This is a genomic window from Undibacterium sp. Dicai25W, from assembly GCF_049340505.1.
Taxonomy (GTDB): Bacteria; Pseudomonadota; Gammaproteobacteria; order Burkholderiales; family Burkholderiaceae_D; genus Undibacterium; species Undibacterium jejuense.
The window spans coordinates 460,176-476,275 of the sequence record NZ_JBMPOQ010000001.1; the positions used below are offsets into that span (position 1 = coordinate 460,176).

At 48.6% G+C, this 16,100-nt stretch carries 13 protein-coding genes and 2 riboswitches; of the genes, 8 read left to right on the forward strand and 5 right to left on the reverse strand.

Translation table 11 applies throughout. The annotated features are described in order from the left end of the window. The first annotated feature begins 114 nt into the window (after positions 1–114). Positions 115–304: riboswitch (cobalamin riboswitch) on the forward strand. A gap of 43 nt (positions 305–347) precedes the next feature. Next, positions 348–1,124, forward strand: a complete 777-nt coding sequence (bluB, locus tag ACO0KY_RS02205; protein WP_423043837.1) for a 5,6-dimethylbenzimidazole synthase — start codon at positions 348–350, stop codon at positions 1,122–1,124. Between the two features lie 13 nt (positions 1,125–1,137). Here bluB and ACO0KY_RS02210 read toward each other — a convergent pair whose 3' ends face one another. Continuing rightward, the gene (locus ACO0KY_RS02210) at positions 1,138–2,718 is read right to left on the reverse strand and encodes a diguanylate cyclase domain-containing protein (RefSeq protein ID WP_423043839.1); all 1,581 of its coding nucleotides are present in this window, start codon (positions 2,716–2,718) and stop codon (positions 1,138–1,140) included. A 503-nt stretch (positions 2,719–3,221) separates the two neighbouring features. Then, positions 3,222–3,542, reverse strand: coding sequence for a single-stranded DNA-binding protein (locus tag ACO0KY_RS02215; protein ID WP_186911103.1), 321 nt, complete (start codon positions 3,540–3,542; stop codon positions 3,222–3,224). A 236-nt stretch (positions 3,543–3,778) separates the two neighbouring features. Here ACO0KY_RS02215 and ACO0KY_RS02220 point away from each other — a divergent pair, with 236 nt between their 5' ends. After that, the gene (locus tag ACO0KY_RS02220) at positions 3,779–4,987 is read left to right on the forward strand and encodes a hypothetical protein (RefSeq protein ID WP_423043842.1); all 1,209 of its coding nucleotides are present in this window, start codon (positions 3,779–3,781) and stop codon (positions 4,985–4,987) included. A 37-nt stretch (positions 4,988–5,024) separates the two neighbouring features. Here the strand turns inward: ACO0KY_RS02220 and ACO0KY_RS02225 are convergent, their stop codons facing one another. The 3 genes from ACO0KY_RS02225 to ACO0KY_RS02235 all read right to left on the reverse strand — a co-directional run bounded on the left by ACO0KY_RS02225 (position 5,025) and on the right by ACO0KY_RS02235 (position 10,574). Next, positions 5,025–5,342, reverse strand: coding sequence for a DUF2322 family protein (locus ACO0KY_RS02225; RefSeq protein WP_423043844.1), 318 nt, complete (start codon positions 5,340–5,342; stop codon positions 5,025–5,027). A gap of 100 nt (positions 5,343–5,442) precedes the next feature. Then, entirely contained in the window at positions 5,443–9,327 is a 3,885-nt protein-coding gene (locus ACO0KY_RS02230; protein WP_423043846.1) for an AAA family ATPase, read from the reverse strand. Next, positions 9,324–10,574: an exonuclease SbcCD subunit D C-terminal domain-containing protein gene (locus tag ACO0KY_RS02235; RefSeq protein WP_423043848.1), complete on the reverse strand. Its 1,251-nt coding sequence runs from the start codon at positions 10,572–10,574 to the stop codon at positions 9,324–9,326. Before ACO0KY_RS02235 ends, ACO0KY_RS02230 begins: the two co-directional genes overlap by 4 nt. A gap of 213 nt (positions 10,575–10,787) precedes the next feature. Between ACO0KY_RS02235 and pxpB the strand changes: the two genes are divergently transcribed. From pxpB to pcp, 6 genes are all read left to right on the forward strand, one after another. Next, entirely contained in the window at positions 10,788–11,480 is a 693-nt protein-coding gene (gene pxpB, locus ACO0KY_RS02240) for a 5-oxoprolinase subunit PxpB (protein ID WP_423043850.1), read from the forward strand. Next, positions 11,473–12,399, forward strand: a complete 927-nt coding sequence (locus tag ACO0KY_RS02245; RefSeq protein ID WP_423043852.1) for a biotin-dependent carboxyltransferase family protein — start codon at positions 11,473–11,475, stop codon at positions 12,397–12,399. Before pxpB ends, ACO0KY_RS02245 begins: the two co-directional genes overlap by 8 nt. Next, positions 12,389–13,165 carry a 5-oxoprolinase subunit PxpA gene (locus ACO0KY_RS02250; protein ID WP_423043854.1) on the forward strand — a complete coding sequence of 259 codons (777 nt, stop codon included), beginning with the start codon at positions 12,389–12,391 and terminating at the stop codon, positions 13,163–13,165. The genes ACO0KY_RS02245 and ACO0KY_RS02250 overlap by 11 nt, the downstream gene beginning before the upstream one ends. A gap of 63 nt (positions 13,166–13,228) precedes the next feature. Then, positions 13,229–13,954, forward strand: a complete 726-nt coding sequence (locus tag ACO0KY_RS02255; RefSeq protein WP_423043856.1) for a DUF969 domain-containing protein — start codon at positions 13,229–13,231, stop codon at positions 13,952–13,954. Continuing rightward, a complete protein-coding gene (locus ACO0KY_RS02260; RefSeq protein WP_423044150.1) occupies positions 13,954–14,943 on the forward strand; it encodes a DUF979 domain-containing protein in 990 nt (329 codons plus the stop codon). Before ACO0KY_RS02255 ends, ACO0KY_RS02260 begins: the two co-directional genes overlap by 1 nt. A gap of 14 nt (positions 14,944–14,957) precedes the next feature. After that, the gene (gene pcp, locus ACO0KY_RS02265; protein ID WP_423043858.1) at positions 14,958–15,605 is read left to right on the forward strand and encodes a pyroglutamyl-peptidase I; all 648 of its coding nucleotides are present in this window, start codon (positions 14,958–14,960) and stop codon (positions 15,603–15,605) included. An 85-nt stretch (positions 15,606–15,690) separates the two neighbouring features. After that, a riboswitch (cobalamin riboswitch) is annotated at positions 15,691–15,923 on the forward strand. The last annotated feature ends 177 nt before the right edge of the window (positions 15,924–16,100 follow it).

Here is a 16,100-nt window from a genome sequence, read left to right on the forward strand (position 1 = left end):
TTACCCTTTTTCCGGATCAACTCCCCCTGTTGATCCGGTTTTTTTTTAAATATGTCGAAATTTTCAGAAATGACTTAAGTCCATCATTGGCTTGACAATCGGGGGCATTCCACCGCATCATCGCCCACTTCAGGTGCCTGGCAACCATGCCGGGAGAATCGGGAAGGCGGTGTGAATCCGCCACGTGCCCAACGCTGTAAAGAGGATGAGATTGGCAAAATGCCACTGCGACATAAAATGCGCGGGAAGGTGCCAGTCTCAAATGAATCTGAGTCAGAAGACCGGCCTGAAAATGTCACCGGGAGCTTGGTCAGGCTGCCCCCAATTTATTTGCATTAGGGGAATTCATGCAAACAACACCAGTTTCCGACACCTCGGATATTCACGCTTTTTCGCAAGAAGCGCGTGATGCGATCTACCACACGATTTTTTCCAGACGTGATGTGCGTAGTCAGTTTTTACCGACGGCAATCGATGATGCGGTGCTAAGTCGCATCTTGACTGCGGCACATTTCGCTCCCTCTGTCGGTTTTATGCAGCCATGGAATTTTTTACTGATCAAATCGGAGGACGTTAAAACCCGCGTGCAGCAAGCGTATATATCAGCCAATGCCGAAGCATTGACGATGTTTGAAGGAGAAAAGCGCAATACCTACCAACAGCTGAAGTTAGAGGGCATACGTGATGCGCCGATAGGCATTTGCATTACCTGTGACCGCGAACGCACTGGCAGCGTGGTGCTTGGACGCACGCATATGAAAACGATGGATTTATACAGCAGCGTTTGTGCTGTTCAAAATCTCTGGTTAGCGGCGCGGGCAGAAGGACTCGGTGTAGGCTGGGTCAGTATTTTTCATGAACATGAATTGCAAGCGGCGCTGGGAATCCCAGAACATATCGTTCCGATTGCTTATTTGTGTGTAGGCTATGTGAGCCATTTTTACCCCAAGCCAGAATTGGAAACCAAAGGTTGGTTACCGCGTTTGCCGATTGAAGAGCTGGTGTATTTTGATCAATGGGGAAATGCCGATGCCAATCAGCCTTTGATTGCCCATTTGCAGCGTGATCAGATGGCGGCGCAAGACATTGCAAATCGTGCCGCGATGCCATTACCCAAAGAATGAATTCGTTGATGAACTATAGTGAATTGTTGGTAGTTGTGATAGTAGCAAATTGAACCTGATCACGCCCACCATGTTTAGCTTTATACATCGCTTCATCGGATTTTGCTGACAGCTCGCTTTCACTCGTACCATCATCTGGGTACATAGCGACGCCTATGCTGCAAGAAATGGCTAAGTCATGCTCTTCGATTTTAAAGTTTTTGGCATGGCTTATACGAACTTTTTCTGCTACCAATAAAGCATTTTCAGTTGTGTTCACAGACCGCAGCAAAATGACAAATTCATCACCGCCAACACGTGCCACAATATCTGAGTCACGCACGCAGCGAGATATTCGGAGAGCCACTTCTTGCAATAATTTGTCACCGACCTGGTGGCCAAAACTATCATTGACTAGTTTGAACTTATCCAGATCGATATACAGTAAAGCGAAGCGGGTCTGATCTCGCTTTGCAACCATCATTGCTTGTTGTAGCCGATCAGAAAATAAGGCGCGATTGGCCAATCCGGTGAGCGGATCGTGATGCGCCATTTTCCGCATATTAACTTCAGCTAATTTAAGATCCGTAATATCGGCGATGACACCGACTAACTGATGCCCGACTTTTTGACCATCATGCATGTGGGTTGCGGTCAACTGTCCCCAAAAATGACTACCGTCAGGCCGACTATATTCACGCTCCAGTTTGAGAAAAGAGATTTCACTACTGAGTAATTTTTGTAGTTGGTCATGCGCTTCATCTTTTTGCGCTTCCGCGACACAGTCCAAATAAGGGCTACCGATCAAGCTATCTATCGTGCGGCCAAACATTTCTGCCATACGTTGATTGGCCATACTGATATAGCCATCGTCATTTGCCAAAAATATGGCGACACTTGAAGTATTAAAAATATTGGTGAGCAAGGTTTCTCTGATTTGCAATTCATTGACTGCGATGGCGAGGGCATCATCGCTTTGTTCCTTGAGTAACAATAAAAAACCAGCACCACCAACCAAGGTAAATGCAAATGTCATCAAGTAGGTGAAAGCCTGAATCGGCCCATTTTGAAATACCGATATTTGATTGGGATAAAGAACGGCATAAGCAACGCGGCAGGCAAGCATGATACTGAAGGCGATGTAGAAACATGCAACCAGAACACGTAAGCGAGAGGCCTGTATTGAGTACAGCATCAATATCGCCGTCATTGCGGTAATTGATCCGACGGACGCTGATGAAAGTGCGACTCTCAGTGCTGGCGTGGTACTAAACATCGAAAAAAGGAAAATGCCCGTGATGGTCACGGCGGCATACAAACGGGTGAACTTTTTTTCGCGTCGTTCCAGCAGGACAAAAGCCAGCCCCTCAAAAGCAAATCCCACGTACAGACTGCCATTGCCAACATCTGCCGATAGCCAGTCAGGGATGGTGCCTCGCGCACCGATCAGCATCCAGGCGAGTGCTTGAAAAATTTTTCCTGCGATATAACGACGGTAAGCTAACTCCAGACCTTCTTTGCGGCGATAAGCACTCAGCATCACGATCGCTAGCAGGTTGCCAGCAAATAGCAATAAAATGACCGTGCGTATATCTGGTGAAAGTAAGATGCTCATCGCTTTACCCGCAGCAAGAGGTACTAAGTGTCCTCCTGAGATTTACTGCGGTCAACTAATTTTTCTGACTTTTAAATAATTTTTTACACCTATAATGAAAGGCATTTTAATAATGCTATTTATATGAAAAAAGGTTAAATAATGTGCGATCGGAACTAGACTTCAATTATTCTTTTTCGTATTTTTCTGCGTATTGTTTTACCGTGTTTTATTGTTGATAAATAAAGTAAAAAAACTGAATTCTCTCCTCTGAAAATTAAGTCCCCATCAATTTCAGGCTACACCGATCAGCAAGTCATTGCGGCCAGTATATAAAACTGGAACCGGCATATGAAGATTTTCTAAATGCAAATATGAGCGACTCAGTTTGCGTGCGGCGTTTATGCAGTAAGGGCGTAACGGTTTGCCGTAATTTACATTGTGAGTGCAGCCTCGGGCTTTGCTTAAAAACCACACGAATCAAAGAGGTAAAGAAAAACAAAGACGAAGAACGGGCTTTGAGATTATTCGAAGTCCGTTTCTCTTTGTGTCAAATGACTCGTCAACACTGCGTGCGCGATTAAGTCAACGGCAGGTCTTGTCTTCCCTTGTTTATCGGTCCACACTTTTGGTGTCAGTGCGCCTGAGAGTGCTACGCTTTCGCCATCCTCTAAAGCGAGCAAGGTGTTACGAACGTTATCGTTAAAAGCAATCACATTGCACATCAGCGTATCGCCTTCGTCGGTCGTGGCGCGTACTTTGCATGTCACATACAATGAACCACCTTGTCCGCTACGCTCATCAGCGCGACCGTACATTCTTCCTGAAATTAAAGCATCTATCATGTTTCATCTGTCGAAAAAGTGAAGGTTTGCCCACGCAAACCCGAAAGCCGAATTAGACGCTGAATGTAAATATAAATCAATACGTGTTCGGTTCAATCAGTGCTGCCGCCTACATTTACTCGCTACCAGCCTAATGGTATATGCTTACGACTTCGAGTACATTTTTAAGATTTGTGCTTACTGTTGAGAATTATTCTTCTCCCTTCAATTTTTCAAAAATCTGAAACGATCAAGGTATGAATCTAAATCAAATCGCCGAAGCCTACGTCAAATTGGTGCTCGCTGTTGGTCAATATGACGACAGCTACGTGGATGCCTATATTGGCCCTGCAGAATGGCGTGAACAAGTGATTCAGAAACCACTTTCTGAATTGCAAGCGCACGCCGATGAGTTGTTGGAACAAGCAAAAAATTTACCTGCCGCTCCCGCTGACCAGGTTGAACGGCAAGCGTTTTTGATTTTGCAACTGCGTGCCGTACGTGCCCATGTGGATCGTTTGGCAGGACATACGCTGGCTTTCGATGATGAGACCAAAGCTTTGTATGATGCCGTGTCACCCCATCTGACTCCGGCAGATCTGGATTTGACGCTGGCGCAGTTAAATGATTTATTGCCCGGCACCGGAGAGTTGAATTCCCGTTTATCCGCCTACAATAAAGAATTCGAAATCCCGCGTGAAAAACTCGATGCCGTCTTTACCGCAGCAATTAACGAAGCACGTGCCCGCACTAGAAAATATATCGCTTTGCCTGAGCATGAAAGTTTTCAGATTGAATACGTGACCGATAAAGTCTGGAGCGCTTACAACTGGTACAAAGGCAATAGCCATAGTCTGATTGAAGTGAATACCGATTTTCCGATGTTTATTAGTCGCGCGATTGATCTGGCCAGTCACGAGGCGTATCCGGGGCACCACGTATTTAATGTATTGATCGAGAACGAATTGGTGAAAGATAAAGCCTGGATTGAATATGCAATATCACCTTTATATTCACCCATGTCTTTCCTCGCTGAGGGTAGCGCCAATTACGGAATCGAAGTCGCTTTCCCGCATGCCGAACGTATGAAATTTGAGAAGCAGGTTTTGTTTCCTTTAGCGGGAATCGATCCTGATAAAGCCGAGCGCTATTATGAAATTCAGGCGGTGCTGCAAAAATTATCTTATGCCGGGAACATGGTCGCCAAGCAATACCTTGATGGTGAAATAAATCGTGATACAGCGATTACCATGTTGATGAAATACAGTTTATCGGATGCTGAACGCTCAGAGCAACGTGTGCGCTTTATCGAAAATCTACGCTCCTATGTCATTAACTACAATCTGGGGCAAGACGTGGTGCAGGCGTACATAGAGAGACGTGCAGGTACGCAAGATCAGGATTTACGTTGGCAGGTGTTGACGGATTTATTGCGTAATCCTAAGAGTGCTTCGATGATGGTGTAAGAGTTACGCCAGGGCGGCTTGCACCCGCCCTAAAAAATTACGCTTGTTCCAAAGGGATAAGCTTTACCATCCATTGCTGATTCTCTTCGACACTCAGCAAGCGGTCGATGTTCGGATGCTTACCCGGAAACGCAATCGCGTCAGCGGTATGCTCCGCGTACAAGATCAACCCCTTCGCTGCCGCAGCAGCATTGATCACTTCAAACTCCTGCGCTAAGGCATGATAGACACGCACACTGCCTGCCGAGCCAGGTTTGTTGTCGATTCTCGCTATCAAAGTGTCGCCATCAAATAATTCGATCGCCGCCAGATGGTTGATCTCTGGCAGGGCAGATAAAACTTCATTAAATTGCATGCTGGATTCCTGATAATTTAAGCTTTTGGTATTTTAATGCTGACTGATGTTTTATGCATAGGTTGTTTTTTCTGATACCTAAAACGTTTGTGAACTCTTGTTACCCCACGCTAACCACACTTCTTCCCCCCGCCGTTCTCTGTACCATAATCTTGGTCGCTATGCGTTCCGTCATTTCTTGCACATGCGAGATCACGCCAACTTTGCGGCCTTGGGCTTGCAGGCTGTCGAGGGCGTCCATGGCGACTCTGAGGGTGTCGGCGTCGAGGCTGCCGAAGCCTTCGTCGATGAACAGGGATTCCACTTTGACGCGGTTGCTTGACAGTGATGCGAGTCCAAGTGCGAGTGCCAATGAAACAAGGAAAGATTCACCGCCCGACAGTGAATGGACCGAACGATTTTCATCGCCCATGTCCTGATCGATGACCATCAGACCCAGGCTATCTTGTATGCGTTGCAGGCGGTAGCGGCCGGCGAGTTGATGCAGGTGTTGATTCGCATAAGCGAGTAAAACGTCGAGCGTATATTGCTGCGCATAGTTACGGAATTTTTTACCATCGGCAGCGCCGATCAAATCATTTAATTGCGCCCAGATACGGTGACGATTTTCTTGTGTTTGCAAGTCTTCAAGCAGGTCAGCAGCGTGCATACGGCGTTGATCATCTTGCGTGATATTTGCTTGTAGCTGAATCAGACTTGCCTGTGCTTGCTGCTGACGCTGACTTAACACCTCCCGGCGTTCTTGCAGAGCAGACACACTGAGCATATCACTCTGCGTTGTGGAGCGTTCAGAGGCATCTATCGTATTGTTTTCTTCGTCGGTCGCAATTTCCAGCGTTTCGCCATCAGTGCCCATGTTCGCGGGCAAGGCAGCTGGTAATTGCTCACGGTGTGCCACGCTTTGTTGATGGCGTTCTTGCCATACGGCGCGCGCATGTTGGCTGGCATTGGCGATGACTTGCAATGCCTGACGTTCAGTAGCAATCCATTCATTGCTATGTTGCAGCAAGGCGTTTAATCCGGTTTCATCCAGCACACTGCCTGTATTTTTTTGATGCTGTTGTTGCAGCCAATGATTTAACTGCTGTTGCGTCTGCCCTTGCTCTTGCTGATGTTGTGCGAGTCGTTGCTGTGCTTGTGCCAGAGCTTCATTTGACCGAATCAGTGCTTGTTGTTGTGCGCTCAGATGTTCGGTGTTTGTCGTTACTTGCGATTTTGCACTTTGTATTGCAGCGTTGAATTTCTCTATCACTTTGGCGACAGCTTCACCTTCAAATAAGTGCAAACGTTGTTGCTGAAGCGTTTGCAATTGCTGTACACACATCTGCAATTCATGGCTCAGGCGTTGCTGCTCTTGTTGCGCGTGTTGCTGGGTGCTGGCGAGCGTATTAAGTGCTAATTGCAGTGCTGTCAGTTCTTCACTCGCCTGTTGCAGATGATGCTGTTGGCTATGCCATTGTTGCGCTTGTTGTTCGCAATTTTGCTGAAACGCCAGAGGTGCAGCCTGCCATAGATCACGCCAGGTATCGCGCAGATTGTTTTCATTGTCCTCGACATCGCTATGTGCGTTGCGGACGATAAAAGCGGCATCCAATTCATCAAGCGTATGACCTAAGGCTTGTCGTGCATTCAGCACCTGTGTTGCAGCGTGGTCGCGTTGCGTTTGTGTGTGTTGTAAGGCGAGCTGCGTCGCTTGCAGTGCTTCTTTAGTTTGTGTGAAAAAAATCTGACATTTATCCCACGCGGCTTGCGCTGCATCTTTGGCACGCATTGCTTGCTGGTGTTGCGTCTCGCTATTTTTTAATGTTTGCAGTTGCTGATCAACGTCTCTCAAGGATTGCTCCAACCACACCAATATCGCCTCGCTTGCCGCTAATTTGATTTTCTGTGCTGTCGGGTGCAGAGGGTGTTGTTGCCATGCCTGCTCGTGCGTCTGACATTGAAAAAGTAAGCTATTGGCTTCTTGCTGCAAACGCTGGCGTAATTGGCTTTGTTGGTTGGCGATAGTCTGATGTTGATGCAAATGGTCGCGATGATATTGCTCTTGTTGCCGGCATGCTTGCAGTTGCTCTTGCAGTGTTTTTAGCAGCGTATGTAATTGTGGTTGTTCCACCGCATACGGATGCTCAGTTGCGCCACATACCGGACAGGGCGCGTCGTCTTGCAATTGATGTCGCAAGGCTTCAACGTTTGCTGCGCAGGCCAGTTCGGCAGCTTTGAGTGCTTGTTCCGCTTGTTGTTGCGCGGCGCTTGCTACCGGAAGTAGGGTTTGCGCTTGCTCTGCTTCACGATTCGCTTTTTTGATTGCCTCGTCTGACTGCGCTATCTGTGCTTGCAACTTATCTACGCGTTGTTGGTGTTCGTGTCGTTGATGCGCCAGCTGCATGGCAGAATGAATCTGATCGCGTTTTTGTTCGGCGCTATGCTTTGCGTCTTGAAGCGCAGCAAGATCAAAATTTGCATATACCTTTGCTGACGTTTGCCGTTGCAGTTCTGCGGCATTAAGTTGCTCTTGGGCGTCAATGAAGGTGCGTTGCTGTAGTTCCAACGTCGCTTGCTGTGTTTGCTGGAACTCTTCAAAGTGCGCAACGCGCTGCTGCTGCGTTTGAAGTTCATGTTGGGTTTGTGCCGCTTGTTTAAATAAGCGTTCCCAAACTGGCCATTGTTCTGCTAAGACCCTTAGTGATGCATGTTGTTGCAACCAGGTCTGCGCGTTTTGCAGGCGTTTCTCGCATTGTTTTACCAGGACTTGTTTATTGCTAAAGCTGGAAATTGCTTGCTCAGCTTGTTGCGTTGCTTGCGCCACTTGTTGTTGCAACGTCTGACGTACTGGCTGCAAGTTCGCAATGTGAGCGTCAAGCAGTTTTGCCTGGTCCAGATCACCTGCGGCGTTTGCCTGGGCTTGTTCGCTTGCTTGTAATTGTACTGTGGCGGTTTGCAAAGCAACTTGTGCTAACGCTTCTTGTTGTTTGATTTCTTCCAGCTTGATGAGCGTACTTTGGATACTCGCCGTATCTTGCGTAATGCTGTGACTTAAACGCTGGAGATCCGCGACGATAGGGCGCGCGCTCTGCACGGCATCCAATTGTTGCAACAAGGCGTAACGCGGAGCGCAGGCTGTTTGTGCTTGTTCAGCCTGTAGTGCACCCTCCGATGCTGATTGTTCTTGCTGCGCCAATTTGGCGGCATCTTGATGCCAGCGCAAATGTAAATCGATTGCTGCCACATACGCATCAAGCTGTTTCAATTTTTGTGATGCAAGCTGGATATCTTTTTGCAGTTGTTCGCGATCTTCGTCATTGAGGGGCTTGTTATCAGCCAGACGCAAATGAAAACGGTCTAGCGCGTCACGCTCATCTTTGGCGCGTTGAAATGCGCGTTTAGACAGTTCTTCATAAATCACACTGCCAGTTAAGGTTTGCAGTAATTCACCACGCTCATTGTCATCGGCTTTTAGAAAGCTGGAGAACTCATTTTGAGCCAACAGTACCGCACGGGTAAATTGTTCAAACTTGAGCCCTATACGTTTGACGATTTCTTCTTTGACTTCTGTTTTCTTACCGCCAATCGGTAGCAGCTCGGGTAGCTGGTGCAGAGTCATGGTGGTTGGTTGCAAGCTACCGTTGGCTTTATTGCGCGAACGTCGGACGCTCCAGCGGGCGCGATACTGCACACCATCGTTACCGACAAAATCCACTTCGGCGTAACCATCGCCAGTGCCACGACGTAAGAGATTGCCGGTATCTTGCTGCGAGATCAGTTCTTTGCCATCTGGCAGCGTTTTGTTGCCGCCAGCCCTGACCAAGCGTGGTGTGTTTTCATACAAGGCCATGCAAAGGGCATCGAGCAAGGTGCTTTTTCCTGCGCCGGTTGGACCGCTAATCGCAAACAGGCCAGCCGAACGCAGCGGTTCTTGTTCAAAGTCGACGGTGAATTCGCCTGCCAGTGATGCCAGATTTTTTCCACGGAGGGCGAGAATTTTCATGCCTGGTCTCCGCTTGTTCCCAGCATCAGTTCGGCAAATGCTTTGCTTAATTCTGGTGGTGTCGGGGTGCCTTCTTCAGTGCCATATTTGCTTTGATACAAGCGCTCAAAAATCTGATCAGGTTGCAATTTTTCCAGTTCAGCCATGGTGTTGTTATCGCTGACTTGCGCATTTCTTTTGACGAAAGTAGTTTCGATTTTCGCTAATCGGACAGGTTTTCCTTCCAGCGCCTGTTCTATGGTGGCGCGCAAACCAGGTTCCGGAGCGTCAAGTAAGACACGCACTTCTAGAAACGGCATACGATCGGCAGGGGTATCACGTGGGATATCGAGTGCGGTTAAAGCCACCAATACCTTTGCCAATACCTGAGGCTGACGCGGCACCCGCAACAGTTCCACCGCGCGTGGCACAAATAAGGGTGTAATGTCGCTGACGCGCTCGCCATCCAGATCAACTTGCAACACCTGATGTTGATAATCAACTTCGGCAAATGATAGGGGAATCGGACTGCCGCAATAACGCAAATGGTCTTGTTTACCGACTTTTTGTGCCAGATGCAGATGCCCTAAAGCGGCATACGCAACATGACTGTCAAAGATATTTGCCGACAAGGCTTCAGTGCCGCCGATGACAATGCGGCGTTCTGATTCTTCTGAAATTTCACCGCCTGTCATGTGGCAATGTCCGAGCGCGATAATTGCTTGTTGCGGTTGGCGCAGGTGCAAAGCGTATTCCAGTGTCTGTTGATAGAGCAGCGCAATACCTTCCATATATGGATCGTTGGCGTCCTCAATGCGCGGCACGTCCCCGGGGCGCAAAAATGGAATCGCCAGACAGTACGCTGTAATCGCACCTTCGGCATTGCGTAGTGGTACCACTAATCGTTGCAGGTCGATATTTCCATCCAGATCGCGCGGCACGAAGCCGATGACCGTGACGTCGAGACTTTCCATCAGTGGTGCAGGTGCTTCCAGACGCCCCGGAGAATCATGGTTGCCGGCAATAATCACGATTTGCAGATGCGGCTGCGCGGTTTTGGCTTGTTGCAGAAAGCGATAAAACTGCTTTTGTGCTGCAGCTGAAGGGTTGGCGGTATCAAAAATATCACCGGATATGAGCAAAGCATCGGCTTTCTGATGAACCAGCGTGGCCGTCAGCCAGTCGAGAAAAGCCTGATGCTCTGTGTTACGTTCAAATTGATGCAGTGTCTGGCCTAGATGCCAGTCAGATGTGTGGATAAAGCGCAAGGAAAGTCCTTCCTGGGGGAAAACCGGTGCAGAGATCATTTATTGCTGAGAATATATCGTAGAAGCGGCCTGAATGTAAGCGCCAATTGCGTTGGCGATAGAAAGACAATACGCGGCGACAGATAATTTTTTTTGTTTTTTCACCGTCACGCAATTCTGTTAGGATTCTTGTCTGAATTCAATTTCATCCTCAGCGCAAATGACCTGGACAATATGAAAGATATCCTGCCGCAAACATCCGTCGATTTTTATTTGTCTGGCGAAAACGCCGCAGTCTTGTATTCGCGTTCCCCGGTCGATTTAGATTGCCAACGCCGCATCTGGGCGATCGCGCAGGTGATCACCAGTGAGGCCGTATGTATCGATGTGGTGCCGGGAATGAATAATCTGACGCTCATTTTTGATCCCGAACTTCAACAAGGTCAGGCCTTGCTGGCGCGCCTCAAAACGCTATGGGAATTGGTCGAGATAGAACAATTTACACCACGTGAAGTTCAAATTCCGGTTCATTATGGCGGGGAATATGGCCCCGATCTGGCAGATGTGGCAGCACACACGGGGATGACTGAACAAGCGGTTATTGCTGCGCATAGTCAGGCGGAATACCGGGTCTATTTTTTAGGTTTTCAGCCAGGTTTTGCCTATTTGGGCGGGCTACCCTCTACACTGACAACGCCAAGACGTGCCGAGCCGCGCTTGGAAGTACCTGCCGGATCCGTTGGGATAGGTGGGCAACAAACTGGCATTTATCCGGTAACCAGCCCGGGTGGCTGGCAAATTATCGGGCGCACTGATTTGCGCTTATTTGATTTGCAGCGCCGGGCTCCCAGCCTTTTGCAAAGCGGCGATATCGTGCGATTTGTACCCGTAGACGCTTCAGAACAGACGGGGGCTAAACATGCTTGAGATTCTACGTGCAGGCATACAAACTACCGTTCAGGATCAAGGGCGTAGCGGTTTTCGCCACATGGGCGTCGCCCAGGCAGGAGCATTGGATGCGCCTGCGATGTGGCTGGCGAATCGTCTGGTAAATAATGCTGGAACTGCAGCAGGTTTGGAAGTGGTTGCTGGCCCATTTGAAATTCGCTTTATGCGCGACGGCTGGGTCGCTTTGTGTGGCGCTGATTTTGATGCAACGCTGGATGAACAAGCCTTGGTATGTGGTTGGCGTTATCCAGTTAAAAAGGGGCAAAAATTACGCTTACGCGGCCCCAAATCGGGCACCCGTGTTTATCTGGCGTTTGATGGCGGGATTGATGTACCGGTTGTGATGGGATCACGTTCTACCGATCTCAAAGCCGGGTTTGGCGGTCATGCAGGGCGCGCTTTGAAAAAAGGTGACCGCTTACCGCTTGGTGTTACCTATCCATTAAAAAATAAATTAGGAACGCCGCAACGACAATGGACGCCCGAAGTCAGGGTATTACGTGGACCTGAATTTGATCAGTTTGATGAAGCCAGCCGTCAAAGTTTTTTTAAACAGGCATGGACGGTCAGTACCCAAAGTAATCGTATGGGATATCGATTGCAGGGCACCGCTTTGCAAAAAAGCGAAAGCACCGATTTGTTGTCACATGGCGTCTTGCCCGGCGTAGTGCAGGTGCCGCCCAATGGGCAGCCCATCGTATTGCTGGCGGATTCCCAGACTACTGGCGGCTATCCGCGCATTGCAGTAGTGATCGCTGCCGATTTGTGGAAGCTTGCACAAGCGCCGTTGGGGCGACAATTCTGCTTTGTAGAAACCGATCTGGACGGCGCAAAAGCTGCCCGTAAGCAATGGCAAAATGAGCTATATCGGTTTGAATGGAGTTTGTATGGAAAATAAAACCTTGAACAATATAACGATAGATTTAAACGCTGATTTAGGTGAAGGCGGTGCTGATGATGCCGCGATTCTGGCGTGCGTCAGTTCAGCCAATATCGCTTGTGGCGGTCACGCTGGTGATACGCAAAGTATGCGCATTGCAGTCCGTGCGGCGATGGCGTGCGGTGTTGCGATCGGTGCCCATCCTAGTTTTGTTGATCGTGAAAACTTTGGTCGTACTGAGATGCATTTACCTATGCAACAAGTTTATGACGAGGTGTTGGAACAAATATGTGCGTTGCAGGATATTTGCAAAATGGAAGGCACGCAGCTAGTACACGCCAAACCGCACGGCGCTTTATACAATCAGGCGGCACGTGATGTCAGGCTTGCCGAAACGGTAGTTAAAGCGATTGCTGCCGCTGGCTCACAACTACGTGTAGTAGGTCTGGCTGGTAGTGAGCTAATTCATGCCGCCCGCCGCGCAGGAATGACCGTTGCAGAGGAAGCATTTGCAGATCGTCGCTATCACAGTGATGGTAGTCTGGTGTCGCGCAAACTACCCGGTGCAACGATTGATGAAGTAGAGTTAGCTCTGCAACAAGCAATGCGCATGGCCGAGCAACAGAGCGTGGTCAGTATTGAAGGCAAAGAGATGCAGATGAATATAGACACCCTTTGCCTGCATGGCGATGGCGCACATGCATTACAACTTGCACGTCGTTTGCGAGAGCAATTGCAGCAACGAGGGATCACCGTCTGCAAGGCGGGTGCCATCTGCCAATAGTCACCTAGCTAAAATCCACGCGGGTTGCATCTGCAATACAAAAAAATAGTCGGAGACAAATACATGGATATACAACTTTATTTACCGCTCATCGGCATTCCCATCATCGTACTGGGATTTGCTTTTCGCTTTAATCCTTTAATGGTCGTCACGCTCGCCGGGCTGGTGACAGGGTTAGCGGTAGGTCTGGATTTTGGCACTTTATTAGAAACCGTTGGCGAGAAATTTTTAAATAGCCGGCAGTTGTCCAGTTCTATTCTTATTCTGCCCATTATTGGTCTTTTAGAACACTACGGCTTACGCGAGCGCGCGCAAGAATGGGTCAGGGGCATACGCAGTGCCACCACCGGAAGAATTTTGATGCTGTACTTTGTTGTGCGTGAATTAACTGCGATGCTGGGTTTGTTAAGCTTAGGTGGACAAGCGCAGACAGTACGTCCTTTGTTGGTACCGATGGCAGAAGGTGTGGCGCAAAATGCTTACGGTGATTTGCCACCAGAACTCCGCGACCGGATTGCGGCGCATGCAGCGGCCTGTGACAACATCGCCTTGTTTTTTGGTGAGGATGTCTTTATTGCGTTTGGCGCTGTGTTATTGATGACGACATTTTTGAAAGAAAACGGCGTTGGCCAGATTGAACCATTGACAGTCGGCTTATGGGGCCTGCCAACCGCGATTGCCGCCTTGTTGATTCATCTGGTCAGACTGTCACGTCTGGATGCAAAAATTGCGACCGAGGTTCAGGCATGGCGTCTGGCGCAGCAAGCAATTGTGAAAGCGAGCGCATGATGAATAGCATATTCAATATCCACTTTATTTTTTATGTCATCGGTACGATTTTGTTGTTGGTCGCATTGATGACCTGGCGCGATGAATCAAATCCAAAACGCGGAGCAACCGGCTTGTTCTGGTTTTTGTTCAGCTTCAGTTTTTTATTCGGTGACCTGATGGTCGCGCAGCTTGGCAAATCACTCGCTTATCGCATCAATGGCGTTATCGTTTTATTGCTGGCGCTGATTGCGGGATTTAATTTTCTAGGTGTGGGCGTGCATCGTTTTTTGCCGGATGCAGAATTCCAGGAGAAATTAAAAAAAATAGGCATGAAAATTTTCTTGCCCGCGTTAGCGATCCCCGTGTTGACCGTGTTGCTGACCTTGTTCGGTAAAACGATACGCTTCGGCGATTGGTATTTGTTGGATCAATCTAATTTGACGCTGGCTTCTTTGATTCTTGCTTGTATTGGCGCATTGGGTTTCTCATGTTTAGTGACACGTGGCACTCCGTTGCAGGCAGTGCGCGAGTCTCGTCGTTTGATTGATGCGCTGGGGTGGGCTTTGGTGTTGCCACAATTGTTGGCGATGCTGGGTGGGGTTTTCGTTGCTGCGCATACCGGTCAGTCCATACAAACTCTGGTCAGTATGGTGGTTAACCCTGATAGTCGCCTCAGTCTGGTGGTTGCGTATTGTGTTGGTATGGCGATCATGACGATGATCATGGGAAATGGCTTTGCTGCATTTCCGATTATGACCGCCGGGATAGCATTACCATTTTTGATTGTTGGTCAACATGCAAACCCGGCGACTGTGGTCGCGATAGGGATGTTCTCCGGTTATTGTGGTACTTTAATGACGCCAATGGCCGCCAACTACAATATTGTGCCTGCCGCATTATTGGAGTTAAAAGATAAGTATCTTGTGATTAAGACGCAGATACCAACGGCGTTGATGGTATTGGCTTGCAATATCGTGCTGATGTACTTTTTAGCTTTTTCTAAATAAAGTGTGATGGTTTTATGCGTAAAATTTTATTGACCGGTTTTGCCCCGTTTGGTGCGGAGACGACGAACCCCTCGTGGGATGCGGTGCAGGTGCTCGATGGCCAGATGATCGACGATGCACAGATTGTCAGCCTTCAACTTCCATGCGAGTTCGATGTTTGCTTGCAAGTGCTGGAGGATGCAATGCATGAGCACCGGCCTGAAGTCGTGTTGAGCATGGGACAGGCTGGGGGGCGTGTCGATATCACGGTTGAGCGGGTGGCAATCAATATTAACGATGCCAGAATCCCGGATAACATCGGGCAGCAACCGATTGATACGCCGGTAGCAGAACATGGCCCGGTAGGCTATTTCAGCAGTTTGCCGATCAAAGCCATCGTACAAGCTTTGCGAGAGCATGGGATTCCTGCTTCGGTGTCACATACCGCTGGTACTTATGTCTGCAATCACGTGTTCTATGGCCTGATGCATTTATTGCCTAACCACCCAAGCGTAAAGCGTGCGGGGTTTGTTCATGTTCCGTATTCGCCCGATCAGGCTGCTGCTCATCCGGGGGCTGCAAGTATGGCAGTCACGACGATGACGGTAGCAATACGATTGATGTTGGAAACAACGCTGCACACGGCGCATGATATTCACGTCAGCGGTGGAATTACGCATTAAATCGCATTCAGAATTTTTGTGTTGTAAAAGCGGTTTGAAAAATCAGCGCAATAAGTTGTTTCAGATTCATAAAAAAATCAGGTAGAATTCCTGTCGTGTTAAGGTGTTTTTTTGTTTTCCGCAAAAAAATTAAACGGGAAGCCGGTGCGCAGATGATTTCAGTTTCATCGCAAACCCGGCACTGCCCCCGCAAAGGTAAATGAGTTAACTTCGGTTAATGCTGCGCAATATGCCACTGTGTTTTTTACATGGGAAGGCGCGTCAGCTGGAATTTTTCCGCTCATCAGTCCTGATACCGGCCTTATGCACTAGCGGCAATTTCGCGGTGGGCGATGCTTGCGTAATCCGTGCTCGCGCACGCGTTCCGTATCCATTTCTTTTCCCAGATTGCCATTTTTTGCCACGCGGGTGTGCGGGTGGAAAATGACGTTCGTACTCTCAATTGGCGTTCCTGAGTTTCCATGGCTTTGGCTTTTGCTATATGCTGTTGCGCCT